The organism is Paracoccus sp. SY (genome assembly GCF_002901215.1).
GTDB classification, from domain to species: domain Bacteria; phylum Pseudomonadota; class Alphaproteobacteria; order Rhodobacterales; family Rhodobacteraceae; genus Paracoccus; species Paracoccus acridae.
Genome location: NZ_NWMQ01000043.1, coordinates 1 through 24,149, shown reverse-complemented (window position 1 = coordinate 24,149; position 24,149 = coordinate 1). Strand labels below are relative to the sequence as shown.

At 64.1% G+C, this 24,149-nt stretch carries 27 protein-coding genes and 2 pseudogenes; 9 read left to right on the top strand and 20 right to left on the bottom strand.

Annotated elements, in window-relative coordinates:
* Window positions 1-21: 21 nt before the first annotated feature.
* Window positions 22-735, top strand: a pseudogene (locus tag CK944_RS18645) (IS256 family transposase); the annotation flags it as partial.
* On the opposite strand, the gene CK944_RS18640 reads toward CK944_RS18645, so the two are convergent.
* The 4 genes from CK944_RS18640 to CK944_RS18630 all read right to left on the bottom strand — a co-directional run bounded on the left by CK944_RS18640 (window position 630) and on the right by CK944_RS18630 (window position 3,871).
* Window positions 630-1,532, bottom strand: a complete 903-nt coding sequence (locus CK944_RS18640) for an RNA polymerase sigma factor (protein WP_205049102.1) — start codon at window positions 1,530-1,532, stop codon at window positions 630-632. The pseudogene CK944_RS18645 and the gene CK944_RS18640 sit on opposite strands and share 106 nt — an antisense overlap.
* A 5-nt stretch (window positions 1,533-1,537) precedes the next feature.
* On the bottom strand, window positions 1,538-1,780 hold the full coding sequence (locus tag CK944_RS23780) for a sigma factor (RefSeq protein ID WP_205049101.1): 243 nt from the start codon (window positions 1,778-1,780) through the stop codon (window positions 1,538-1,540).
* 194 nt (window positions 1,781-1,974) lie between these two features.
* Window positions 1,975-2,334 carry a YciI family protein gene (locus tag CK944_RS18635; protein ID WP_239986150.1) on the bottom strand — a complete coding sequence of 120 codons (360 nt, stop codon included), beginning with the start codon at window positions 2,332-2,334 and terminating at the stop codon, window positions 1,975-1,977.
* Between the two features lie 394 nt (window positions 2,335-2,728).
* On the bottom strand, window positions 2,729-3,871 hold the full coding sequence (locus tag CK944_RS18630) for an alpha-D-ribose 1-methylphosphonate 5-triphosphate diphosphatase (RefSeq protein WP_103174580.1): 1,143 nt from the start codon (window positions 3,869-3,871) through the stop codon (window positions 2,729-2,731).
* 93 nt (window positions 3,872-3,964) lie between these two features.
* On the opposite strand from CK944_RS18630, the gene CK944_RS18625 reads away from it, so the two are divergent.
* Window positions 3,965-4,720: a DUF1045 domain-containing protein gene (locus CK944_RS18625; RefSeq protein ID WP_103174579.1), complete on the top strand. Its 756-nt coding sequence runs from the start codon at window positions 3,965-3,967 to the stop codon at window positions 4,718-4,720.
* Here the strand turns inward: CK944_RS18625 and CK944_RS18620 are convergent.
* Genes CK944_RS18620 through phnG form a run of 8 tightly spaced genes read right to left on the bottom strand, consistent with a single transcriptional unit; the run spans window position 4,627 to window position 10,153 of the window.
* Window positions 4,627-5,169 (bottom strand): phosphonate metabolism protein/1,5-bisphosphokinase (PRPP-forming) PhnN, encoded by a 543-nt coding sequence (locus CK944_RS18620; protein WP_103174578.1) that lies wholly within the window; start codon window positions 5,167-5,169, stop codon window positions 4,627-4,629. The genes CK944_RS18625 and CK944_RS18620 overlap by 94 nt on opposite strands.
* The gene (gene phnL / locus CK944_RS18615) at window positions 5,166-5,849 is read right to left on the bottom strand and encodes a phosphonate C-P lyase system protein PhnL (protein WP_103174577.1); all 684 of its coding nucleotides are present in this window, start codon (window positions 5,847-5,849) and stop codon (window positions 5,166-5,168) included. Before phnL ends, CK944_RS18620 begins: the two co-directional genes overlap by 4 nt.
* Window positions 5,850-5,853: 4 nt before the next feature.
* Window positions 5,854-6,627 (bottom strand): phosphonate C-P lyase system protein PhnK, encoded by a 774-nt coding sequence (phnK, locus tag CK944_RS18610; protein ID WP_239986149.1) that lies wholly within the window; start codon window positions 6,625-6,627, stop codon window positions 5,854-5,856.
* Complete coding sequence (locus tag CK944_RS18605) at window positions 6,627-7,487, bottom strand: alpha-D-ribose 1-methylphosphonate 5-phosphate C-P-lyase PhnJ (protein WP_103174576.1); 861 nt, start codon at window positions 7,485-7,487, stop codon at window positions 6,627-6,629. The genes phnK and CK944_RS18605 overlap by 1 nt, the downstream gene beginning before the upstream one ends.
* Complete coding sequence (locus tag CK944_RS18600; protein ID WP_103174575.1) at window positions 7,484-8,074, bottom strand: HAD family phosphatase; 591 nt, start codon at window positions 8,072-8,074, stop codon at window positions 7,484-7,486. The genes CK944_RS18605 and CK944_RS18600 overlap by 4 nt, the downstream gene beginning before the upstream one ends.
* A complete protein-coding gene (locus CK944_RS18595) occupies window positions 8,071-9,159 on the bottom strand; it encodes a carbon-phosphorus lyase complex subunit PhnI (RefSeq protein ID WP_103174574.1) in 1,089 nt (362 codons plus the stop codon). The genes CK944_RS18600 and CK944_RS18595 overlap by 4 nt, the downstream gene beginning before the upstream one ends.
* Window positions 9,159-9,719 (bottom strand): phosphonate C-P lyase system protein PhnH, encoded by a 561-nt coding sequence (gene phnH / locus CK944_RS18590; protein ID WP_103174573.1) that lies wholly within the window; start codon window positions 9,717-9,719, stop codon window positions 9,159-9,161. Before phnH ends, CK944_RS18595 begins: the two co-directional genes overlap by 1 nt.
* Complete coding sequence (gene phnG, locus CK944_RS18585) at window positions 9,719-10,153, bottom strand: phosphonate C-P lyase system protein PhnG (protein ID WP_239986148.1); 435 nt, start codon at window positions 10,151-10,153, stop codon at window positions 9,719-9,721. Before phnG ends, phnH begins: the two co-directional genes overlap by 1 nt.
* Window positions 10,154-10,255: 102 nt before the next feature.
* On the opposite strand from phnG, the gene phnF reads away from it, so the two are divergent.
* Window positions 10,256-10,966, top strand: coding sequence for a phosphonate metabolism transcriptional regulator PhnF (phnF, locus tag CK944_RS18580; protein ID WP_103174571.1), 711 nt, complete (start codon window positions 10,256-10,258; stop codon window positions 10,964-10,966).
* On the opposite strand, the pseudogene CK944_RS18575 reads toward phnF, so the two are convergent.
* The 7 genes and pseudogenes from CK944_RS18575 to betT form a co-directional block, all read right to left on the bottom strand.
* Window positions 10,963-11,579, bottom strand: a pseudogene (locus CK944_RS18575) (chloramphenicol acetyltransferase). The gene phnF and the pseudogene CK944_RS18575 sit on opposite strands and share 4 nt — an antisense overlap.
* Window positions 11,579-12,910 carry a phosphonate ABC transporter, permease protein PhnE gene (gene phnE / locus CK944_RS18570; protein WP_103174570.1) on the bottom strand — a complete coding sequence of 444 codons (1,332 nt, stop codon included), beginning with the start codon at window positions 12,908-12,910 and terminating at the stop codon, window positions 11,579-11,581. The pseudogene CK944_RS18575 and the gene phnE (CK944_RS18570) overlap by 1 nt, the downstream one beginning before the upstream one ends.
* Window positions 12,907-13,785 carry a phosphonate ABC transporter, permease protein PhnE gene (phnE, locus tag CK944_RS18565; protein ID WP_103174569.1) on the bottom strand — a complete coding sequence of 293 codons (879 nt, stop codon included), beginning with the start codon at window positions 13,783-13,785 and terminating at the stop codon, window positions 12,907-12,909. The genes phnE (CK944_RS18570) and phnE (CK944_RS18565) overlap by 4 nt, the downstream gene beginning before the upstream one ends.
* Window positions 13,786-13,851: 66 nt before the next feature.
* The gene (gene phnD / locus CK944_RS18560) at window positions 13,852-14,754 is read right to left on the bottom strand and encodes a phosphonate ABC transporter substrate-binding protein (protein ID WP_103174568.1); all 903 of its coding nucleotides are present in this window, start codon (window positions 14,752-14,754) and stop codon (window positions 13,852-13,854) included.
* A 49-nt stretch (window positions 14,755-14,803) separates the two neighbouring features.
* The gene (phnC, locus tag CK944_RS18555; RefSeq protein WP_103174567.1) at window positions 14,804-15,622 is read right to left on the bottom strand and encodes a phosphonate ABC transporter ATP-binding protein; all 819 of its coding nucleotides are present in this window, start codon (window positions 15,620-15,622) and stop codon (window positions 14,804-14,806) included.
* Between the two features lie 250 nt (window positions 15,623-15,872).
* Window positions 15,873-16,142: a hypothetical protein gene (locus CK944_RS18550; protein WP_103174566.1), complete on the bottom strand. Its 270-nt coding sequence runs from the start codon at window positions 16,140-16,142 to the stop codon at window positions 15,873-15,875.
* A gap of 36 nt (window positions 16,143-16,178) precedes the next feature.
* Window positions 16,179-18,467: a choline BCCT transporter BetT gene (gene betT, locus CK944_RS18545; protein ID WP_103174565.1), complete on the bottom strand. Its 2,289-nt coding sequence runs from the start codon at window positions 18,465-18,467 to the stop codon at window positions 16,179-16,181.
* Window positions 18,468-18,924: 457 nt separating this feature from the next.
* On the opposite strand from betT, the gene CK944_RS18540 reads away from it, so the two are divergent.
* From CK944_RS18540 to CK944_RS18520, 6 genes are all read left to right on the top strand, one after another.
* Window positions 18,925-20,469: a phospholipase D family protein gene (locus tag CK944_RS18540; protein ID WP_103174564.1), complete on the top strand. Its 1,545-nt coding sequence runs from the start codon at window positions 18,925-18,927 to the stop codon at window positions 20,467-20,469.
* Between the two features lie 145 nt (window positions 20,470-20,614).
* Window positions 20,615-20,905, top strand: a complete 291-nt coding sequence (locus tag CK944_RS23335) for a hypothetical protein (RefSeq protein WP_158248065.1) — start codon at window positions 20,615-20,617, stop codon at window positions 20,903-20,905.
* Window positions 20,856-21,260: a transposase gene (locus CK944_RS18535; protein ID WP_103174563.1), complete on the top strand. Its 405-nt coding sequence runs from the start codon at window positions 20,856-20,858 to the stop codon at window positions 21,258-21,260. Before CK944_RS23335 ends, CK944_RS18535 begins: the two co-directional genes overlap by 50 nt.
* Window positions 21,257-21,607, top strand: a complete 351-nt coding sequence (tnpB, locus tag CK944_RS18530) for an IS66 family insertion sequence element accessory protein TnpB (protein ID WP_103174562.1) — start codon at window positions 21,257-21,259, stop codon at window positions 21,605-21,607. Before CK944_RS18535 ends, tnpB begins: the two co-directional genes overlap by 4 nt.
* A gap of 59 nt (window positions 21,608-21,666) precedes the next feature.
* A complete protein-coding gene (locus CK944_RS18525; protein WP_103174561.1) occupies window positions 21,667-23,298 on the top strand; it encodes an IS66 family transposase in 1,632 nt (543 codons plus the stop codon).
* A gap of 2 nt (window positions 23,299-23,300) precedes the next feature.
* Complete coding sequence (locus CK944_RS18520; RefSeq protein ID WP_103174560.1) at window positions 23,301-23,522, top strand: hypothetical protein; 222 nt, start codon at window positions 23,301-23,303, stop codon at window positions 23,520-23,522.
* Between the two features lie 180 nt (window positions 23,523-23,702).
* Here the strand turns inward: CK944_RS18520 and CK944_RS18515 are convergent.
* On the bottom strand, window positions 23,703-24,149 hold a 447-nt coding region (locus CK944_RS18515; RefSeq protein ID WP_103174559.1), incomplete at its 5' end, for a trimeric intracellular cation channel family protein.

Below are 24,149 nucleotides of genomic sequence, written 5' to 3'. Positions count from 1 at the left end.
GTTTTCTGATCCTCCTCCATCTTTGATGCGCTGCGGGTGAAGATCCGCGATGCCGACAGCCGCACGGTCAAGAACAAGGCTGTCTACATCGCCCTTGGCGTGACCCGTGACGGCCTGCGCGAGGTCCTGGGCCTTTGGATCGCTGAAAACGAGGGCGCCAAGTTCTGGCTGGCGGTGATGAACGAGCTGAAGAACCGAGGGCTGCAGGACATCCTGATCGGGGTCGTTGACGGGCTGAAGGGCTTTCCTGAGGCCATCACCGCCGCCTTTCCGGACGCCATGGTCCAGACCTGCATCGTGCATCTGGTCCGCCATAGCCTGAGCTTTTGCTCCTGGAAGGACCGCAAGATTGTGGCTGCCGACCTGCGCAGGATTTACAGCGCCCCAACCGCCGCAATGGCCGAGGCCGAACTCGATGCCTTTGAGGAGAAATGGGCCGGGAAATACGCGTCCATCGCCCCAGCCTGGCGACGCGCATGGGCCGAGGTGATCCCGTTCTTTGCCTTCGATCCGGCGATCCGCAAGATCATCTACACCACCAATGCCATAGAAAGTTTGAACCGGGTCATCCGCAAGTCGATCAAGACCCGAGCGTCATTCCCCACAGACGAGGCGGCGACAAAGCTGATCTACCTGGCCATCCGCAGCTTCGAGAAGGACGGCCGAAACGTCCGGGAATGGTTTGCGGCCCGCAACCAGTTCGCCATAATGTTCGGCGAGCGCTTCAACGCTTGAGTATCTGAAACCGCATGGACCGGGCCAGATACACAAAGTTCAGGACACTCCCCCGGAGAGGGTACGTGCTGTTCCAGGGCCTCATAAAGCTGCTCGATCTTGGCCCAATCCGTATTCTCGGGGTGCGAAGCGCGTGCATGGAGCACGCCGATGGCTGCCTGGACCTGGTATGGTCCGTGGCGCCCATAAGGCACCGCCTTGCCCAGCAATGCCACCGCCTCGCCAATCATTCCTCGGTCGCATCGCGCACGGTCCTGGTCTTCCAGCAGGATCGGGGCGCCTGAAGGTGCAAACCCGGCCTTCTGGTGGGAATGCTGGACCAGCATCAGGGCAGGAAGACCCATCACCTCAGGCTCACTCGGGAACATCCGCAACGCCAGTTCCACTAGGCGGATCGCCTCGGCACAAAGCTTTGACCGTTCACTGCCGGGATGGGCATCGGTATAGCCTTCGTTGAACATCAGATAAAGCATCGCCAGAACGGTCCCGATCCGTTTCGTGCGTTCGGGCGGGGAGGGGGGATCGAAGGGAATGTCTGCCCCGGCAACGCATGCCTTTGCCCTTGTGATCCGCTGTTCCATGGCGCTTTCGCTGACCAGGAAGGCTGCGGCGATGCGGGAAACCGGCAGCCCCGAGATGATCCGCAGTGCCAGGGCAATCTGCTGAGTGGCCGGAAGGTTCGGGTGGCAACAGACGAAGAGCAGCCTCAGGATGTCGTCCTGATAACTGGCGGCGTGCAGCCGCTCTGCGATGTCGGGCTCAACCGAGCCGTCGAAGACCGGATCACCGGGCGACATCAATGTCAGGCGCCCCGCTTGTCGAAGCTGATCTCGTGCGGCGTTGCGCCCACCATAATCAGCCAGGCGGCAGCGTCGCGGGGCGGCACTTTCTCGGGCCAGGTCTTCAGCGCGCGGAGACAGGCCTCCTGAAAGGCGTCCTCTGCAAGATCGAGATCGCGAAACCCGCGAAGCAGGGCTGCAACGACCCTTGGCCGGACTGCGACCAGCCGTGCCTCAAGCCAACTTGGGTCAGGTGTCCTGGTCATCGATCATCGCAGCCTTGTTCCGGCATGATGGATTAGGTGTTCACGGCCCGGCGAGCAAACCCGCAGAAGACGCCGGATCTGCCTGCCGGGCGGTCGCATTCAGTTCAACTGCCCGGGCAGGGTGTCGCTGGCCGGCATAGAGAGCAGGTTGCAGCAACATCTCCCTGCGAGGATTGCAACGGTCAGCCTCATGTTCAGCCGGTCCGGGCCAGCTTCTCGCGCGTGCGATCGAACAGCTCGGAAAGCTCGGGCGTCATTGTCTCAGCGAAGTCCTCCATTTCGTAGAGGGGGCGGATTTCAAGTTCGCTCGGGCCGGGCATTGGGTTTGGACAGCGCTTCGCCCAGGCAATCGCCTCATCCATGTCCCGGACGTTCCACAGCCAATAGCCCGCCACCAGTTCCTCTGTCTCGGCAGACGGGCCGTCAATGACCAGACGGGACGGGCCCTCGAAGGCAATCCGCCTCCCCTGAGCGGAAGGCTTCAGGCCGTCACCTCCGAGCATGATTCCCGGATCAGCCAGTTCCTCATTGAACCTCCCCATCGCCTCCAGCATCTCAGCCGAGGGCAACTTGCCCCGTTCGCTGCTCTCGGTCGCTTTCCACCAATACCATCACGCGCATCTGTCTTCTCTCCCTGGTGGAACGACGCCTGCCGCCGTCTGGATTAAAGACGCAGGAGGCGCGGCAATTCCGACATCGCGGGACGAATTATGTGCTTTTCAAGATCGGAACGCATCAGGGATCGGCGTGCATGCCGCAAGTAGGCTCCGGCATCAAACCGAACGCAGGGGCCTGCTTCTGTTAGCCGAAGAAACGGATCGCCGCTTAAAAACGAGAAGGTCCCACCTGCCCCGAATATGGTAGGATAGCGTGCTGGTCCGCATTTGAAGCCGGCAGCCCCTGGGACCATTCTTGAGAAGTCCTGTCTGAGATACCTCCGTAGCAGGACTATGCCACACGTGTGCCCTGAACCCAGACTCCCCGGACGGCACTGGCCCTGCCCAAGCGAGTGACCCGGATCACGTCAGCGCGCAGGCCGATGCTCAGGGATCCACGATCATCCAGGCGCGTCGCCGCAGCCGGTGCGGCGGTCACGGTTGTGATTGCGCGGGGCATGTCGTCCCACAGATCGCCCAGCATCAGCGCGGCCGTCAGCAGCGACGACGGAACGTAATCCGACGACAGGATGTCCAGCAGGTCCGCCTCGGCCAAGTCATGGGCCGCGACATTGCCGGAATGCGACCCGCCCCGGATCAGGTTCGGTGCCCCCATCATCACGCCGATGCCCTTGGCGCGGCAGGCTTGCGCGGCCTCCAGCGTGGTGGGGAACTCGGCGAAATGCACACCATGCCCGGCCGAGACAGCGACCTGTTCGGCAGTCGTGTCGTCATGGCTGGCAAGCGTCGCGCCATAGCGGCGCGCTTCGGCCACGGCGGTGGTTTCGTGCAGCGGGCCCAGTTTGTCGCGGAGGGCCTGCTGGCTTTCGACATGGGCGTCGAATTCGGCATCCGACAGCCCGCGCTTGCCCATCACATAGTCGCGCAGCTTGCCGACATCGCGGAACTGGCGTTGTCCAGGAGTGTGGTCCATCAGGCTGACGATGCCGATGCAGTCGTCGGGGCCGAACTTCGCCATTTCCTCTACCAAGGTTTCGGAACAAATCTCGGCGCGCAGGTGCAGGAAATGGCTGATGCGCAGCGCCCCCTGTGTCCGCAGCTCCAGGATTTCGGTCGCAAGGGCGCGGGCGTATTCGCCATATCCAGCATTGGTGTTGCTGAAGACCGATCCCACCCGCAACGCGTCGAAGACTGTGGTGATCCCGGTCGAGGCCAGTTCGGCATCATGGGCGACGATGGCCGCCTGATGGGGCCATTCGACCTTGGGGCGCGGCTGCAGGTGGCGTTCCAGGTTGTCGGTATGCAGTTCCACCAGTCCCGGCAGCACCAGATCGCCCTCGCAGTCGATGGCGCCGGGGGGGACAGATGTGCCGGTGGCGATCGCGGCGATCCGCCCGGCGGACAGCCGGAGCTGGCCCCGGACAACCTCGTCGGGCAGGACCAGCGTGGCATTGGCAAGAATGGTATCGGTCATCTGGATTCTCGTGTTGCTGTCCTGGTTGTCATCGGGCTGATTGCCATTCGGCTGTCACAGCAGTGTGACAGTTGCGGGATAAGGGGGCTGGTCATGAACGACATGAAACGCTTTGCCATCTATTACGCGCCCCCTGCGGGTGCCTTCGCCGATCTTGCCGCGCGGTGGCTGGGATATGATCCCGCGACCGGGACATCCTGTTCGCAGCCCGAGCTGGGCCTGCCCGCCCCTCGGATCACCGAGGAGCCTCGCCGCTATGGCTTTCACGGCACGATCAAGCCGCCCTTCCGGCTGGCCCAAGGCGTCGCGCCCGGTGACCTGGATGCCGCTGTTCGCACGCTTGCCGCCCGCTTGCAGCCGGTGGTCCTGCCGAGGCTGCGGATGAAGCTGCTCGACGGCTTTCTGGCGCTTGTGCCTGAAGGGGATACCGCCCCCTTGGAGGCCTTGGCAGCCCAAGTCGTGCGCGACCTGGACCCGCTGCGCGCGCCTCTGACCGAAGCCGAGATCGCCCGCCGCCGCCCGGACCGTCTGACGGCCAGGCAGCGCGACCTGCTGGAGCAGTGGGGCTATCCCTTCGTGATGGAGGAGTTCCGCTTCCACCTGACGCTGACCGATCGGCTGGACCCGGGCATGGCCTCTCGCGCCGCGGACCTGCTGGCGGCGCATTTTGCGCCGGTGCTGCCCCGGCCCTTTGCCGTCACCGACCTGTGCCTGTTCGGCGAACCTGCGGATGGTCCTTTCCGCCTGCTGCACCGCTATGCCCTGACCGGCGCCAGGGCGGACGACAGCGCGTCCATGAATCGCGCCAGGCCCGCCAAGGGGGACGCGTCATTGACGACCTCGCAATAGGGGATGCCGGGGGGCAGCGCAAAGCCCGCGCGTTCCAGCCGCCCGGCCTGGTCCGTGGCATTTTCGCGTCCGCGCGCGGCAAGCCGCGCGGCCAGGACATGCGGCGGGGCGGTGACCAGCAAGACCGTCAGGCCAGGAAACAGCGCCGCCGCCTGCGGCAGGACGGCGCGGCTGGCATTGAGCAGGACGGTGCCGGGCCCCGCCAGTTCCTGCGCCGGGATGCCATAGCCCAGGCCATGCGCGCGCCAATTCAGCGCGAAATCGCCACGCGCGGCGCGTGCCGCGAATTCGGCCTCGGTCACGCCGTCGAAATCCTCGCCCCCTGCCTGAGAGGGACGGGTGATGGCGCGCCGTGCGGCGCGGATGTCAGGGCGGGCGGCGCAGGCCATCGCCATCAGCATGTCCTTGCCTGCGCCCGAGGGGCCGACGACCGCCACAAGCCGCGTCATGCCGCCAGACCCGGTGTGAAGCGCGTCACATCGACCAGTCGGTCGCAGACGCGGTCGCGGGCGGCTTCGTCGTGGAAGATCCCCAGGATCGCGGCGCCCCTGGCCTTGGCCTCCTCGATCAGGGACAGCACGACCTCTCGGTTCGCGGCGTCAAGGCTGGCAGTCGGTTCGTCCAGCAGCATGACGGGATAGGCATGGGCAAAGCCCCGCGCGATGTTCACGCGCTGCTGTTCCCCCCCGGAAAAGGTGGTCGGCGATAGCGTCCACAGCCGCTGGGGGATGTTCAGCCGGGACAGCAGGTGGGCCGCGCGGTCGCGCGCCTGGGCAGCCGGGGTGGCAAGCTGCAACAACGGCTCGGCCACGACCTCGATGGTGGGGACGCGGGGGACGACGCGCAGGAACTGGCTGACATAGCCCAGCGTATGACGCCGCAGCGCGACAATCTGGCGGGGTTGCGCCGTCACAAGGTTCAGCCCGGCCACGACCAGCGATCCCGACGCGGCCAGATAGTTGCCATGGATCATCCGCATCAGCGTGGATTTTCCCGAACCGGATTGCCCCACAAGGCCGACGCATTCGCCTGCCTCGACGTTCAGCGTCGCCCCTTCCATCACCCGCAGCACGGCGCCGCCCTGGTTGTGCAGGGAAAATGTCTTGGACAGGTCTTCGATACGGATCATGGTCTTACACCTGCAGGACAGAGGACACGAGAAGCTGGGTATAGGCGTGCTGCGGATCATCCAGCACCTGGTCGGTCAGGCCGGTCTCGATCACGCGCCCGCCCTTCATCACCATCAGCCGGTCGGCCAAAAGCCGGACCACCGCCAGATCATGGGTGACGATCACCACCGACAGGCCCAGGTCGCGTACCAGGCCGCGCAGCAGATCCAGCAGCCGCGCCTGCACGCTGACATCAAGGCCCCCAGTGGGTTCGTCCATGAAGACCAGACGCGGCCCCGTGACCAGGTTGCGGGCGATCTGCAGCCGCTGCTGCATCCCCCCTGAAAAGGCCGAAGGGCGGTCGTCGATGCGTTCGGCCGCGATCTCGACCCGGCCCAGCCAGTCGGCGGCCGTGCTGCGGATCGCGCCGTAATTGCGCTGGCCCACCGCCATCAGCCGTTCGCCCACATTGCCGCCGGCGCTCACGCCCATGCGCAGTCCGTCGCGGGGATTCTGGTGGACATAGGCCCAGTCGCCGCGCAGCAGGCGCCGCCGCTCGGCCTCGGAAAAGGCCAGCACGTCGCGGCCGTCCCACAGGATCGCGCCTTCGTCCGGGCGCTGCATCCCGGCCAGGCAGGACAGCAGCGTGGACTTGCCCGACCCGCTTTCGCCGACGATGCCCAGCACCTCGCCCGGCCAGAGGTCGAAGCTGACATCGGCGCAGCCGATGCGCGGGCCGTATCGCTTGGTCAGCCCCTCGACCGCCAGCAGCGGCATCGTCACATTCGCGCCGTCCATCACGCGGCCTCCTTGGAAAGGCGGCCGCGATGTCCCTGGGCCTGCCGGGAATTGCAGAAATCGGTATCGGAACAGACGAACATCCGGCTGCCCTTGTCGTCGGTGATCACCTCGTCCAGATAGCTGGACCGCGCGCCGCAAAGGTCGCAGTCATGGTCGGCCTTGGACGCCCGAAATGGATGATCCTCGAAATCGAGGCTGACGACGTGCGACCAGGGCGGCACGGCATAGATGCGGTTTTCGCGCCCCGCGCCGAACAGCTGGATCGCGGGATTGCCCGCCAGCTTGGGGTTGTCGAACTTTGGAATCGGGGAGGGGTCCATGAGATAGCGCCCCTCGACCCGGACCGGATAGGCATAGCTGGTCGCGATCTCTCCGTGGCGGGCGATGTCTTCATACAGCTTGACATGCATCAGCCCGTATTCCTCAAGCTCGTGCATCTTGCGGGTCTCGGTTTCGCGCGGTTCCAGGAAGCGCAGCGGTTCGGGGATCGGCACCTGATAAACGAGGATCTGGCCCTCGGTTAGGGGATGTTCGGGGATGCGGTGGCGGGTCTGGATCACGGTCGCATCCGCCGTGCGTTCGGTGACCTCGACCCCGGCGGTCCGCTGGAAGAAGCGGCGGATGGAGACGGCATTCGTGGTGTCGTCCGCGCCCTGGTCGATGACCTTCAGCCGGTCGTCAGGGGTCAGGCAGGCCGCCGTGACCTGTACGCCGCCAGTACCCCAGCCGTAGGGCATCGGCATTTCCCGACTGGCGAAGGGCACCTGGTATCCGGGGACCGCCAGGGCCTTCAGCAAGGCGCGGCGGATCATGCGCTTGGTCTGTTCGTCCAGATAGGCGAAGTTGTAATCGCTCACAGCAGGCCCCTTTCGGTCAGCGCTGCTTCAAGCGCCTCGGGTGTGGTGAAGTGGATCGCGTCCATGCCGAAGGCCCGCGCGCCCGCGACGTTCTTTTCGCTGTCGTCGATGAAGACGCAGCTGTCGGGGGCAACCGCGGCCCGTTCGCAGAAGATCGCGAAGATCGCCGGATCGGGCTTCACCACCCGTTCTTGGCCCGACACGATGACGGTGCCGAAGCTGGTGCCCAGCCGGGGATGGGTGGCAAGGCCCGTCGCCCAAGTTTCCGCCGACCAGTTGGTGATGGCGTGGATGGCGTGCTCCTTGGCCCGCAGCCGGTCCATCAGCGCCCATGTCCCTTCGATGGGTTCGGCAATGGCGCGGGCATAGTTCGGCAGATAGGACAGGAACATCGCCCGGTCGTCCTTGTCGGCGATGGCGGTGGCGATGTCGGCCCAAGTCTCGCCCCCGTCGCCGCGCAGGTTCAGGGCGGTGAAGCCGATGCGGGTCATGAAGGCATCCGCCGCCTCGGGCGTCAGGCCGGGGGCAAAGGCCGCGCGGGCGTCCCAGCGGACCAGGACGTTTCCGATGTCGAAGACGATGTTCATTCGGCGGCCTCCTGCATCGGTGCGGCCTGGGCCTCGGCCCGCAGGCGGCGCACCAGTTCCAGTTCGGACTGAAAATCGACGTAATGGGGCAGCTTGATATGTTCCAGAAAGCCCGTGGCCTGCACGTTGTCGCAATGGGACAGCACGAATTCCTGGTCCTGCGCGGGGGCGCCGGTGAAATCCTCGCCCAGTTCCTGCCAGCGAAGGGCGCGGTCAACCAGGCTCATGGAGATGGCCTTTCGCTCGGACTGGCCCATGACAAGGCCATAGCCGCGCGTGAACTGCGGAGGCTCGGTCTTCGATCCCTTGAATTGGTTAACCGTCTCGCATTCGGTCAGCTCGATCTCGCCGATCTCGATGGCAAAGCCCAGTTCGGGCAGCTCCATCTCGACCGCGACGCGGCCGATGCGCAATTCGCCTACGAAGGCATGGGTGCGCCCGTATCCGCGCTGCGTGGAATAGGCCAGCGACAGGGTGAAGCCCTCGTCCGCGCGGGCCAGGGCCTGCAGGCGCAGCGCCCGGTCGGCAGGCAGTTCCAGCGGCGTGCGCGTCAGGTCGGTGGGGGCGGCATCGCAGGGCGGTTCGGCCTCGATCAGCCCGTCGCGGTCCAGAAGGCCGGTGACATGGGGAACCGGGGCGGGATCGGCGGGCGCGGTGGGGGCAGGCGGCACCTCTCCCTCGGCCATCAGGGCGAAATCCAGCAGCCGGTGGGTATAGTCGAAGGTGGGGCCCAGCACCTGCCCGCCCGGCAGGTCCTTGAAGGTGGCCGAAACGCGGCGGTCCACCGCCATGGCCGCGGTATCCACCGGCCGCGAGGCGCCGAAGCGCGGCAGCGTCGTGCGATAGGCGCGGATCAGGAACACCGCCTCGATCAGGTCGCCGCGCGCCTGCTTGATCGCCAGCGCTGCCAGGTCGGGATCGTAGAGCGAGCCTTCGGCCATGACCCGGTTCACCGCCAGGGCCAGTTGCTGGCAGATCTGGGGAACGGTCAGTTCCGCGACTGCCCTGTCGCCGCGCCGCTCCTCGGCCAGCCAGGCATGGGACGCGTCGATGGCACGTTCGCCGCCTTTGACTGCGACATACATCAGCTTTCCTCCAGGATGGTGGTGCGGGGCAGCGCGGCAAGGCGGTCGCCGCAGGTCAGGATCGTGTCGAAGCCCAGCGGGAACAGCGCGCGGTTCGCCCGGAAGGCCGCCGTTTCGGGCAGCGACAGATGGGCCACGTCGCGGATGCCGGGGCCGGTCAGGCGCGGGCCGTTATTCGTCAGGCGGTCCATTTCCACGATCAGCGTGGCCGAGCGGTCGGGATAGGACGGCTCTCCGATCCTGAAGCGCGATACGGGTTGCAGATCCATCCAGCGGCCTAGCGCGAAGGTGGCGTCCCCGGCAGGGACGATCGGCGCGCCGGTGTGAAAGGCGATCCAGCGGCGCAGGTCGTGGCTGTCCAAGCTGCCTGCCAGATGCAGCGGCGTGGTGGTATCGGTCAGCACCAGCAGGACCGTCGCCGTAGCGGCGGAAAGGCCCGGCGCCTCGGCCTTGGCAAGGGTCTGGATCGTACCGGGACGGGCCATGGCCTCCATGACGGCGCGAAAGGCATGGGCGGCGTCGCGCGCCGGATCGGCGAAACCGCCGGAAAGATCGTTCATCAGTCCTCTCCGCGCATCAGGGTGAAGAATTCGACCCGTGTGGCTCCGGCCTTTTCGGCGCGCACGGTGCGGGTGGCTGCCGCTTCGGCTTCAAGGGGGTCCAGCACGGCGGTCCGCAGGGCCTCGGCCCGCTCGCCTTGCAGCAGGGCGTCCAAGACGGCGGCGCGGCGGGCGTGATCCTTGTCCCGGCCCTGGACGCAGGCATGGCCCACGGCCTGGCCCAAGCGGACGGAGCAGCGCGTCACCGTCATCTCGCCCAGGTTGAAGCGCCCGCCGGTGCCGCCGATCCGGCCTTCGACCATGACCGCGCCGATTTCGGGGGCGCGCAGCAATTCGTGCCGCGGCAGATCGGGGAACAGCGCCGCCAGCCGGGCGGCAGGGGCCTTGGCCAGGGCCGACATCCAGCCGCGCCGTGTTTCATGGGTCTGGGACATTGCGTGCCTCGACATCTTGCCAGCTTGTCTAGTGTTCTATACAACTAGACAAGTAGTAGCCCAGGCAGGCTTGCGGCTCAAGCGCGGGAGTGTGAATTTTCAATGACAGGAACGCCCCTCTGGAAATCCATCGCCGATACCCTGTCGGCCGAGATCGCGGACGGGCATTACCGGCCCGGCGACCGCCTGCCGACCGAGGCCGAGCTTGCCGCCCGCTTTGGCGTGAACCGCCACACCGTCCGCCATGCAATCGCGTCCATGGTCGATGCCGGGACGCTGCGAACCCGGCGCGGCGCGGGGGTCTTCGTGACCTCGGTGCCGACGGATTATCCCTTGGGGCGGCGGGTACGATTTCACCAGAACGTCGCCGCCTCCGGCCGGGCGGCTACGCGGCGCCTGACGATGCTGGACACGCGGGCCGCCAATGCAAAAGAGGCCGCGGCCCTCCATCTGTCGCCCTGCGCGCCGGTCCATGTCGTCGAGGGAGTGTCGCTGGCCGATGACCAGCCGCTGGCGGTGTTTCGGTCGGTCTTCGATGCCGTGCGCTTTCCCGATCTGCTGGCGAGAATCAAGGAGCATGCTTCGATCACCCGTGCCCTCGCGGATTGCGGGCTGTCCGACTACACCCGCATAGAAACCCGACTGACTGCCAAGGTTGCCCCCGCCACCATGGCACTGGCCCTGCACCTGCCCCAAGGTGCGGCGGTGCTGCGGTCGGTGGCAATCAATGTCGATGCGGACGGCCGCCCGGTCGAATACGGCACCACTTGGTTTGCGGGCGAGCGCGTGACGCTGACGGTGAACCCCGACTAACCCCCGTATCTCTCGAGGAATGCCTCGGCCGGCAGGGTGCGAAAATTGTCGAGGGCGCTCCGCAGGCGGGCGTGGTCCCAATCCCACCAGGCAAGTGCCATCAGCCTTTCGACGATATCAGACGCAAATCGCGTGCGCAGGGGCACCGCCGGAACGCCCGCCACGATCATGTAGGGGGCGACATCCTTCGTGATCACCGCGCCTGATGCCACGATGGCACCGGCGCCGACCGTCACCTCGGGCTTGACGATGACCCCGTCCCCAGCCAGGTATCCGGTCCGACCACTGTGCGCCGCGCCGCCCGGGCGGCGAAGAAACCCTCGTCATCCTCGGCATCGTCCCAGTAGTAGCTGGAGCGATACAGGAAATGGTGCAGGCTGGCCGTCTGCATCGGGTGATCGGTGGGTCAGATCCGGCACATGGCGGCGATATTGGCGAACCTGTCGATGCTGCTGTTGGCGATGTCGCACAACCGCTCGCAATAGGCATAGTCGCCGAAGTCCGAGTTCAGCACGTTCGACTGCGCGCCCACTTCGCACCAGCCGCCGAAGGTCGAGTTGGTGACAACCGCGCCCGGATGGATCAGGGGCGTATCGGCAGAAAGCTTCGGCATCAGTCGCCCTTGATCAGCTTGCGGCGCAGCCAGCCCGACAGGCTGTCCATCGCGATCACCGTCAGAACGATCAGCACCATGTAATAGGCCACGTCCTCCCAGTCCTTCTGGGTCTGGATCGCCTGCGTCAGCAGCAGGCCGATGCCGCCGCCCACGATGGCGCCGATCACGGTCGCGCCGCGCGTGTTGGATTCCAGGAAATACAGCACCTGCGACAGCAGTACCGGCATCACCTGCGGGATCACCCCGAAACGTGCGCGCTGCAGCGTGCCCGCACCGGTCGAGCGGATTCCCTCGACCTGCTTCTCGTCGATATTCTCGAGCGCTTCCGAGAACAGCTTGCCGAAGCTGCCCGTATCGGTCAGCAGGATCGCCAGTGCGCCGGTCATCGGGCCGGGACCAAAGGCGCGGGCCAGAACGATGGTCCAGATCAGCGCATCCACTCCCCGGATGAAGTCGAACACGCGGCGCAAAGCGAAGCGCAATGGGCCAAGGGGGTTCATGTTCGACGCCGCCATGAAGGCCAGCGGCAAGGACAGGATCGCCGCGCCCATTGTTCCCAGAAACGCCATCAGAACGGTTTCCGACATTGCCCAGAAAACGTCGCCATGCCGCCACATGCTGTTGGTCCAGAAATCATGGATCATCGCGGAAATGTTCGGCAGGTCCGGGTTCACACGCTCGCCCCACAGCGCGGCAGCGCCCAGTTCGGCCCAGCTCATTTGGGCAAAGGGACTGTCCAGCGTGAAGAAGAACAAGGGCCAGCCGGGCGAATATCGGAAAGTCTCGATCTTGCTGCGGGTATAGGCGAAGCGCCCGGCCTCGGTCGTGATGCTGACGCGGGTGTCAGAGACGTTGATCCAGTCCGGGCGGGGTTCCGGCGCGGTCAGGATCAGGCGGTCGCCGTCCGGGCGGATGTCGATGGTGCCGGCATCCGGGTGGATGTAACGCGCTCCGCTCGCATCATAGATGACGCTGTGGCCCTTGCCCAGGTCGATGGTCGTGATGTCACCGGCGACGGTGACGAAATCAGGCAGTTGGCCCTGCGGGTAAAGCCCCTTGGCCTCGCCCTCGACCGCGACGGTCAACTCGCCGGTGCGGTTGTTGCGGGTGACATGCGTCTTGTGCTGCCAGAAGTCGGAGAGCAGGATTGCGGCATTGTCCATGCGCGCCCGCTGCGCCAGCCCGGCCAAGTCAAAGGACACTGCGGCATAGAACAGATAGGCCAGGATCGCCAGCGGCACCGCGAAGGACATCAGGCGGCGGCGCGCAAAGCTGGCCAGAACCGGCCGGGCGCGATCCATGGGCAGCATCAGTGTGGCATCGGTCATGCGGAACGGCCTTTCACCAGTCTGGCGCGGGCGTGGTCGGACAGACGGTCGATCGCCACGATGGTGAAGAACAGCAGCAGGAAGATCGCCACAACCTCGTCATAGCGTCCCTGGCCCCATTGCATCGCGATCTTGAGGTCATAGCCGATCCCGCCCGAACCCACGAAGCCCAGGATCGCGCTGGCGCGCACGTTGATCTCGAAACGCATGAGGCCGTAGGACAACCAGTTGGGCGCGACCTGCGGGATGATGCCCAGCCACATCTTCTGGCCCCAGGTGGCGCCGACCGAGGTCAGCCCCTCGACCGGCTTCAGGTCGGCGTTCTCGGCGACTTCGGAAAACAGCTTGCCAAGCGCCCCTGCGGTATGCAGCGCAATGGCGGCAACTGCGGGAATAGGGCCACCTCCCAGGATATAGATCAGCATCAGCGCGATGACGATCTCGGGCACGGCGCGGGTTGCGTCCATGATGCGGCGGAACACGGGCGTCAGCGCCGGCCAGCGGGCTAGGCCGCGCGTGGACAGCAGCGCCAGCAGCATCGCGGCGATGCCGCCCAGCAGGGTGGATACGGCTGCGATGTTAACCGTCTCGATCAGCGAGGGAACATGCTCGGCGATCATCTCCGGCACGTTCGCGCGGTTCCGCCAGGCTTCCCCGATCACCTCGGACGGGAAGGACAGCACCATCGGCAGGCCGTCGATGAAGCCTCCGGCATTGCGCGATTGCGCCAGGTTGAAGCCTGCGGCCATCAACACGACGAAGAAGACCAGCAGGATGCCGCCATACATGCGGCGGCGGCGCACCAGATCCAGATAGGTGGCCTGGAGCTGCGCACGGCTGCCGGTCCGGCTGTGTCCAAAGGCGGTATCTGCCATGAAACTCTCGAGGATCGGAAAAGGGAGTGGACTGCGCCCGAGGGACGCGGTCCAACAAGGAACAGCTTAGCTGTTTGCTTCTTCCAGCTTGCGGGCGGCCACGACGCCCTCGTAGGCGCTATGCTCGACGGGCACGAAGTCCCGGGCCTCGCCATGAGCGACCCCGAAGGCACATTCCTTGTCGGTCTCGTGCAGGTCGGCGGTCAGTTGCGTGACCTTGTCGCGCACGTCCTGAGGCAGGGCGTTGCGGACGACCATCGGGCCTTCCGGGATCAGCTTCGATTTCCAGATCTCGACGATGTCGTTCATGTCCACCAAGCCGGCATCGGCAGCCTTGCGGAACGCGCCCGAGTTATAGCCGTCTTCCCATTCGCCCAAGCCGTCGGCCCAGCTGACGCCAGCATCGGCATCACCGTTGGCGACGGCCACGATCGACTGTTCATGGCCGCCCGAGAAGCGCACTTCCGAGAAATACTGGTCCAGAGGGCCATGGGCTTCGGTCAGTTCGGCGCCCGGCACCAGATAACCCGAAGTCGAGTTGGGGTCGGCAAAGACGAAGGTTTTGCCCTTGGCATCCTCGATCGAGGTGATGCCGCTGTCGGCACGGGCGAAGGCGAAGGAGTAGTAGCCGGTCGAGCCGTCCATGTTCTGCTTGGTCAGCACAGGGGTGACGGCCTCGGCGTCGGTCAGGTAGATCTTGGCATAGCCGGATGCGCCCAGCCAGGCCATGTCCAGCGTGCCGCCCAGAAGACCCTGAATGACGCCGTCGTAGTCGGCCGGGGTGAACACCTTGACCGGAACGCCCAAGGCTTCCTCTATGGCGGCGCGGTAGCACTCGTTCGAGGTCATGCGGTCCTGCGCGTTTTCGCCCCCCATGATGCCGATGTTGAACTGGGTGATCTCCTGCGCGGCCGCGGTGATCGGCGTCAGGGCGGTGGCGGCGGCAAGCGCCAGGGCAAGGGTCTTCATGGTCTCTCCATGGGTTGATACCCGCGGCCGGTCGGGCCGGGGATGGGGTTCAGGCCAGCATCCGCGCCGCATAGGCGTCGTCCGGGGCCTTGTCGGTCGGGATGGCGGTCGAGGTCGCGGCCTCGTTGAAGCTGGCGTCGGCGCCATAGATGTCGCGGGCCACGCCAGTCGATAGCTGGGCAGGCGTGCCGTCAAAGACGATGCGCCCGTCGCGCATGCCGATCACCCGGTCGCAATAGCGGCGCGCAGTGTCCAGCGTGTGCAGGTTGGCGATGACCATGCGCCCGTCTTCCACGTTGATGCGCTTCAGCGTATCCATGACAATCTGGGCGTTCATCGGATCGAGGCTTGCGATGGGTTCATCCGCCAGGATGATCTTCGGATCCTGCATCAGTGCGCGGGCGATGACCACGCGTTGCTGCTGGCCGCCAGACAGCGCCTCTGCCCGCTTCGACGCCTGTTCGGCGATGCCAAGCCGCTCGAGTATTTCGATGGCACGCATGATGTCGCTGCGGGACCACAGGTTGAACATGGTCTGCAGCGTCGAGCGGCGGTTCAGGATTCCGTGCAGCACGTTTGAGGCCACGTCCATGCGAGGCACCAGATTGAACTGCTGGAAGATCATCGCGCAGTGGCTTTGCCACTGGCGTCGAGCCGCACCGCGTAGGGGCAGGATGTCGCGTCCGTCGACCAGGATTTGGCCCGTTGTCGCGTTGGTCAGGCGGTTCATCATCCGCAGGAAGGTTGATTTCCCCGCACCCGAGCGGCCGATGATGCCCACAAAGGCAGGTCCCTCTACCGTGAAGGAAATGTCGTCCACGGCGGACCGCTGACCGAATGTTTTCGTGACGTTCCTGACCTGCAGCACCCTCTATCCCTTCCTTCGTCTATCGGGGCTGATAGGCGCGCAGTGTCTCAGTTCCTCGACAGAAGGATGAAGATTATGCGACGTTCCGGCTGCTTACGGTTGGTGCCGATCAATGGACACGCCTGAACTGTTCCATAACACCCGGGAGCCGCAGCGGGCTTGCACGACTGGGCGGTACTCCTGGGCATGTTCTGGCCGCGACCTCTTAAGGGCCTGTCGCACTCATAACGACGCCGGGGGTGCACCAGATCTAGCAAGGGAACGTCGGGGTAGAAGGTGGCAAGCCCACGGCCGAGCTCAGAGCAATTACGTGGAGCATGGCGGTCGTCGACAGTTGCGCGACGCTGCGCCCCCCAATCCAGCGGATCAGGCCCAGCGTATAGCTGTAGATCAGGAGCGTCCTGAACAGCACCTCAGGATAGAAGAGCGGCGGATGATCGCCAACAAACATCCGCAATAGATCGAAGGGAACAACGGAATCTTCCATGACAGCTCCGCGCAAAATCCGCAGCGGCAGCATCAAGACCTTCGTTCAAGACAAGGCCGGAAGCGGCGCTCACTCCTTTTCCTGCAGATCCTCCAGATCCCCTGCATCCCTTGGCACCAGGGGTTGCGAGGCCTGGGCCGGACGCGCGGGCGTGAGGACCGAGGCCGTGTCGGTCTCGGTCGAATAGGTCAGAAACGCCAGATGGGCCTCGTAGCGGTCAAGCACGTCGTCGATCACCTGCTGCCTGGTCAGGTCCATCAGGTCATAGCCGCCGGAACCCGTCTGCGTAAACACTTCCAGCCGATAGTAGACGTCCGTGTCGCGCGTCATCCGGCCGCTGAAGGTCGGCACGGGTGCCTCGACCACGGCGACCTGGTAGTGGAAGGCCCGAAACGTCTCCAGTGACACCCGCAACAGAGGCTCCTGGATGCCATAGGCATTGACCATCGTGCCCTGTTCGACCTCGTAGCCAAGCCGGCGAAACTCTGCCGCCACATCATCAAGCGCGGGGCGCACTGTCCGGTCAAGAAAATGGCTGACCTGGCGCAGCGACGGGAACGAACGCAGGCGTTCAAGGCGCTGCGTCCAGGATCTTTCGGGTGCGGGGCCGCCGGCGGGGGACATGCTGCGCCTTACAAGCACCTGGCCTTCGCGTTCCGCCCGTTCCATCCGCAAGACCTTGTAGAATGACGCCATCACCAGATAGGCGATCATCGTCACCGGAAGGGCAAAGATCAGCGTCGCATATTCCATCGTCGTAACCCCGCCGGCCAGCAGCATCGCCACCGTCAGCACGGCAGTGATCACCGCCCAGAAGATCCGCAGCCATTTCGGTCCGTCACGCGAGGGATCGGGGATCGAGGCCGAGAAGTTCGCGGTGACCATCGCCCCCGAGTTGGCGCTTGTGAGATAAAAGAGCAGCCCGGAAAACGTGGCAAGTCCGACCAGGATCATCGGTCCGGGGAACATCCCCAGCAGGGCATACCAGCCTTGTTCGGGGCTTTCGACCGCAAGACGGGCAAAGTCCATGTTTCCCCCCAACACCTCGAACAGCGCCGAGTTGCCGAACAGGGAAACGATGATGAAGTCGCACAGCACCGGCGCCGTGATCGCCGCAATCACAAATTCGCGCAGCGTCCGCCCGCGCGAGATGCGGGCAAGAAAAACCCCCACGAATGGCCCCCAGGCCAGCCAGAATGCCCAGAAGAACAGTGTCCAGCTGCTCATCCATTGCGCGCCTCCCGGCTCGTAGGCGAAGGTCTGCAGCGTGCGCGCGGGAAGGGTCAGAATGAAGCGGCCGATGTTTTCGACCAAGGCGTTCAGAAGAAACGCCGTCTGCCCTGCCACGAGGATGTAGACCATCATCGCCAGGGCGCTCCAGAGGTTCAGCTCCGAGATGATGCGGATGCCCCGGTCCACGCCCGACGTCGTGGCCAGGATCGTCAGGATCACCGCGCCCAAGATAAGGGCGATCTGCAGCGAAAGCCCCTGCGGCAAGCCGAACAGCAGCGAGAAGCCGACGCTCAGCAGGACAACACCGATGCCCATCGAGGTGGCGACGCCGAACACCGTGCCGACCAGGGCGATGATGCTGATGCCATCGCCCAAGGGGCCGCGCACCCGCTTTCCCAGCAGGGGGTAAAGCGCCGCCCGGATCGACAGCGGCATCCCCCAGCGATAGGCGAAATAGCCCATCGCCATGCCCAGGAGTGCATACATGGACCATCCCGCGATCCCGTAATGAAACATCGTCCAGACCACGGCATCCTGTACCGCAGCCGCTGTGGCGCCTTCCCCTGAGGGTGGATAAAGGTAATGCGCGACAGGCCCGGTCACCGAATAGAACAGCATGTCGATGCCCACCCCTGCAGCGAACAGCATCGCAACCCAGGTCGTAAGCTTGTATTGCGGCCGCGAATGGTCGGGGCCAAGCCGGACATTGCCCTCCTTCGAGAAGGCGACCCAGAGGATGAAGCCGACCACAAGGGTGACCGTCAGCACATAATACCAGCCCAGATTGGTCGCGATCCAGATGACCGCCGCCTGCATCGTCCGGCGCGCATCCTCGGGCATCATGCTCGCCCAGACCGAAAAGGCGAGGATCACCACCGAGGATACGATCAGCACGCGCCAATTGACCCGGTCGGGCCGCTGTTCAAGCAATTCCTGCGGACCCTTGCTGAGGTCACTGCGCGAGACGGGGGTGTCATCCTCGGCAGAACGTTCATGCCGACTCTCGGTACCGCCGAACCGGCTGCGCTCGAGGGGCGGAGGGGTCTTTGCCCTTGCCCTTTCCGGCGCCTGCACACCAGCCTCCGACACTCCGCTGCGCTCGCCTTCATTCGGGCCATCTGGCATGAACCTGCTCCTTTTTTCCGACTGTTCGCTTCGCTTCTTCCTGCCGTCCGAGATGTATATACCCGACCCTGAGCAGTCCGGCCCGCCGATGGCATCCGCCGGAAGCTGCCGAGAGACATGACCCGCAACCGAGCATATCACCCGTCAGGTGTAACGTAACCTGCCCTGCCTTGGAGCCATGGGCAGTGGATGGATGCGCTACCCATATGCAACTATGGTTGCCGGGAGAGTTTCGCGCGTCTGTATCCGTAGCCGGGCTGGTGACCTTGAACACCTCCGGTGAGTCTGGAAACCCCGGTTTCGACACGGCGTGGCCTTCAGGCCGGCGCCTCGTTGGCGGAGTTCCTCCTGAGAAAGCGAGTCCGGATCGGTGTTGCGGCGCAACCAACGTTGCAAGCGAACATCGGTTGACGGACTGTCGTCGGAACGGCGCTGTCGAAAGGGTCAGGGACGAACCATGCTCAAGTCCATCAGCCTGATCTTGATCCTGATTGCCGTATTGCTGATGGCCGCCCGGCTTTACTATCAGCCTCCCTCGCTTAACGGGCGACCGGTCAGCCAGGCAGTGATGGCTTCCGCGGATACGGTTCTCGGCGCGTTGGCTTTGGATGAGCCTACCGCCTCGACAGAGGTGAGCGGCGTCCTGCCGCTGATCGACGGGCCGGACGCCTTTGCTGCCCGCCTTGCGTTGATCCAGGCCTCTCAGGCAGCGCTCGATGTGCAGTATTACATTTGGCAGCGCGATGCGACAGGGCTGATCCTGCTGGACGAGTTGCGCAAGGCTGCAGAACGCGGAGTGCGCATCCGGCTGCTTCTGGACGACAACGGTATCGCCGGCCTGGACGGGGAGCTTGCAGCCCTCGATGCTTTGCCCAGTGTCGAAGTGCGACTGTTCAACCCCTTCATTCTGCGCAAGCCGAAGGCAATTGGCTATGCTTTCGACTTTGTCCGGCTGAACAGGCGGATGCACAACAAGTCCCTGACGGCCGACGGCGCCATGAGCATCCTCGGCGGCCGCAACATCGGCGACATCTATTTCGGTTTCGGCGCCGGCGTTCACTACGTCGATACGGATGTGCTGGTAGCCGGGCCGGCGGCAGCAAATGTGGGCGCTGATTTTGACGCCTACTGGGCAAGTGCCTCTGCCCATCCCTTCGACCGCGTCGTCAGTGTTTCGGGATCCATGAAGACGGACCTGCTGCAGCGCGAAGCAGCCGAGGCACGAGTCTCCGCCGAAGGTCAGCTTTACATGCAACGCCTCAGGGATCTTGACTTGAGGACCCAGATTGCAGCCGGACAGATAGCCTTTGAGTGGACCAAGGTAACTCTGGTCAGCGACGATCCCGCGAAGGGCATAGGCCGTGCCAGGCAGCCCGACCTGCTTTTTCCACAACTGATGGCGCTTCTGAACCGTCCAGAACAGTCGATCGACCTGGTCTCGGCCTATTTCGTGCCGGGGCGACAATTTACGGACCGGCTCGCGCAAGCCTCTGCGGCCGGCGTGCGGGTTCGGATCCTGACGAACTCCCAGGCTGCGACTGACGTCATGGTGGTTCACAGCGCCTATGTGAAATATCGCCCGGCCTTGCTGCGGGCAGGCGTGGAACTGCTGGAACTGAAACCCGAACACGCGACCGAGGACGAGCCCAATCCACCCGGCGGATCATCAAGGGCAAGCCTTCATTCCAAGACACTGGCCATCGACAGCAAGCGCATCTTCATCGGATCGTTCAATTTCGATCCCCGCTCGGTTATGCTCAACACCGAGATGGGCGTGCTGATCGACAGCCCGCGGATCGCAGGAGCTTTGGCGGATACCTTCTCGAGCGACTTTCCGCAGCGCAGTTACAGGGCCGTCCTGGCGAATGGCGACACATTGGCCTGGGAGGAGTATACTGCCACCGGAGGGAGCCTCCGCCACCAGATCGAGCCTGGAACAACCGTTTGGTCGCGCTTGTTCGTAAGCTTCCTGGGACTGCTGCCAATTGAGTGGTTGCTCTGATTGACCGTGATGGGTCACGGTTTTGAAAGCGGCCCTCCATTACCCTCACCACCTTCTCCGGACTTATCTCCTGCCACAACATAGCACACGGAAGATTGACACCCCGAAAGGCAAGGCCAGTGAGCTACTCCCCGAAAATTGGACAGTGACGAAAGCTACGATCTGGCTTGTTCTGATCTCCAAAGACATTGTTCGAGAAAGGAAGGTTGTTGGGGACGCTGCAAATACGCAGCGTCTCCACATCGGCAAGGCCACGGTCCGTGAGAACAACGCTGCCGGCTGTGAAGAAGACCACCATGCGAGCGAGAAACTGTATCGGCTTCTCGGTAAGCCTGCGGTGAAGGCCGTCTGCTCTGATCGTGCAAATGGTCGTAAGGCATTGCCTTATGTCATGCGCTTCAGTTGCTTCACCGATCGAGATCTTTGCCGCTGGTGATGTTGGTCGTCGCCGGCACTGGTCGGACGAGGACAAGATCAGGATCGTCGAGGAGAGCTTGCGGGGCTTTCGGCAAGGGTCTGCGACGGCGCGCCGGTATGGGATCTCGCGATCCCTGCTGTCGATCTGGAGGCGCGAGTATCGCCGCGGAACGCTCGGCTGTCCGGACGTGGGCGATGGCTTTGTGCCCTTGGTGATGGAGGGCGCTGCGCTTGCACCTTCGGATCATGCATCTCACGGAAGCGGCGATGCCCGCATCGACATCACGTTGACGAACGGGCGACGCATGACGATCCCTGCTTCCCTGGCCCCTTCGCATCTCGCGGCGCTGCTGGCCGTGGTGGATCCGCGATGATTGCCTTTCCAGCCGGGGTGAAGGTCTGGATCGCAGGTGGCGTGACGGACATGAGGTGCGGGATGAACAGCCTGGCGCTGAAAGTCCAGCAGGGACTTGGCCGGAATCCGCATGGGGGAGAGATCTTCTGCTTTCGGGGCCGCAAGGGTGACCTGATCAAGATCCTTTGGCACGATGGCGTGGGTATGTCGCTCTATCTGAAGCGGCTCGAGGCAGGCAAATTCATCTGGCCGGTGAGCCAGAGTGGCACTTCGGTTCCCGTTTCGGCGGCACAGCTCGGCTATCTGCTCGAAGGCATCGACTGGCGCAATCCACGCTGGACGCAGCGCCCGGCTTCGGCAGGCTAATCGGCAGGGTAGCCTCTGTTTTATTGGTGTATTTTGCGCTTCTGTGATAGCTTTTACGCATGTCCGAGGCCGCCTCGGAGATCGCCGTTCTACGCGCAGCCCTTGCCGAGGCGGAGGCTCGCGCATCTGCTGCGGAAGAAGAATTGACGCAGATCCGAGCCGTAATTTCAGCCTCCGAGGAGATGATCCGGCACCTCCGTCTCCAGATCGCCAAACTCCGACGCGAGCAGTATGGCCACAGTGCCGAGCGCCATGCGCGGCTGATCGAACAACTGGAGATGCAACTCGAGGATCTTGAGACCGACATCGCCGATGACAGGGCCAAAGCAGAGGCAACAGCGCCGAAGACAGCAATTGCCGCATTTGAACGGCGGCGCCCCACACGCAAGCCGTTCCCCGAACATCTGCCCCGCGAGCGCGTCGTGATCGAGGCCCCGATCGCCTGCTCATGCTGCGGTTCGGACCGCATCGTGAAGATGGGCGAGGATGTTACCGAGACGCTCGAGGTCATTCCCCGGCAGTGGAAAGTCGTCCAGACTGTTCGTGAGAAGTTCACTTGCCGAAACTGCGAAAGGATCAGCCAGCCGCCGGCGCCGTTCCACCCGACGCCGCGAGGTTGGGCAGGGCCGAACCTGCTCGCCATGATCCTCTTCGAGAAGTTCGGCCAGCATCAGCCATTGAACCGGCAAGCCGAACGCTATGCAAAGGAAGGCGTCGAGATCAGCCTTTCAACACTGGCCGACCAGGTCGGGGCTTGCGCCGTAGCGCTGCAGCCAATCCACGACCTGATCCGAGCCCATGTTCTCGGCGCCGAGCGATTGCACGCCGACGACACGACCGTGCCGCTCCTAGCCAAGGGCGGAACCACAACCGCCCGGCTCTGGACGTATCTGCGCGATGATCGGCCCTTCGCTGGCGGAGCACCACCCGCAGCGCTTTACTTCTTCTCGACAGATCGGCGAAAGGAGCATCCAAGCCGGCATCTGGCGGGCTGGACCGGCATCCTGCAGGCCGATGCCTATGGTGGCTACAACGATCTTTACCACCCAAACCACAAGCCGGAGCCTGTGCGGAGTGCGCTCTGCTGGTCGCATGCCCGGCGCAAGTTCTTCGAACTGGCCGACATCAAAGCCAAAGCGCGAAAGGGCAAGAAGTCAGGGGCGGAGATCTCGCCCGTGGCGCTGGAAGCCGTCAAACGCATCAATGCGATCTTCGATGTCGAGCGCCAGATCAACGGCCTGGGAGCAAAGGCCCGCTATGATGCCCGCCAAGGGCTCGTGCGTCCACTGATCGAAAGCCTGCACGACTGGCTCCTGGCCGAGCGCGCCCGGATGTCGAAGCACAATCCGGTGGCCAAGGCGATCAACTACATGTTCGAGGAAGATGGACGCTGGGAAGCCTTCACCCGCTTCCTCGATGACGGGCGCATCTGCCTGACGAACAATGCCGCAGAACGTGCGCTGCGCGGCGTAGCCCTCGGCCGCAAGGCATGGCTCTTCGCCGGATCCCCGCGCGGCGGTGACCGCGCCGCTTTCATGTATTCCCTGATCATTTCCGCCAAGATGAACGACGTCGATCCTCAGGCGTGGCTGGCGGACGTTCTCGCAAGGTTGCCCGACATGCCCCTCTCGCGCCTGCCAGAACTCCTGCCGTGGAACTGGAAGGCCCAACTCTTGGCCCAGGCAGCCTGATCATGCAGTTGAACAAGGTCCATGCCGTTAGAACCGTCGATCGTGTCGCTCTGGAACTCGGCGAGACGGTTGATCGACTCCATCATCTCGCTATGGGGATGGAGCCCGAAGATGGCGTGATCTGGGTCTATGGCACTGAAGAAGTCGAGGCCCTCGCCTTCACTCCATTTGGCGTCGAAAACCTCCGCGAGATGATCGCCATGGAGCGCGACAGCCTCGATTGACGCCACCGCGGCCTTCACCGAACGGATACGCTTCTCGCTCGATCACCGGAATATGAGCGCCCATGGACTGCCTTGTAGCGGCTGATCTGCAAAACCCCGATCCGGCGCTGGATCCCTTTATGTCAGGGATCGAAATCATCACCGATGGTGGCCGCCAGTAGGGCAGTCGCCGTCAGTCGCTCACTCCCAGTCCTGCTGGGTGGAAAAGATGGGAAGGCTCCAGGAACGCCAGATGGCCAGAAGGCGCAGGGTCAGGCCAGCGGTGAAGCTGATAGCAGTAGCAAGGTCCGTACCGATCCCCCATGCGTCCAAGCTGAGGAACAGGGCACAGACGGCCAGGGACACACTTGCATAGAGTTCACGCTGGAACACCACAGGAACCTGACCGCAGAGGATGTCGCGCAGGATCCCACCACAGATCCCGGTGATCATTCCTGACATGATCACGACGACCGTCGGATAGTCCATGCTCATTGCCACACTGCAGCCGATCAATGAAAACGCGACAAGTCCCATGGCATCAAGCACAAGAAAAAGGCGCTTCAGGCGACCCACGAATGGCGCAATGAGGGTGGTCATCAGTCCGGCGGAAATGACGATATACACGTATTCAGGTTTTTGGGTCCA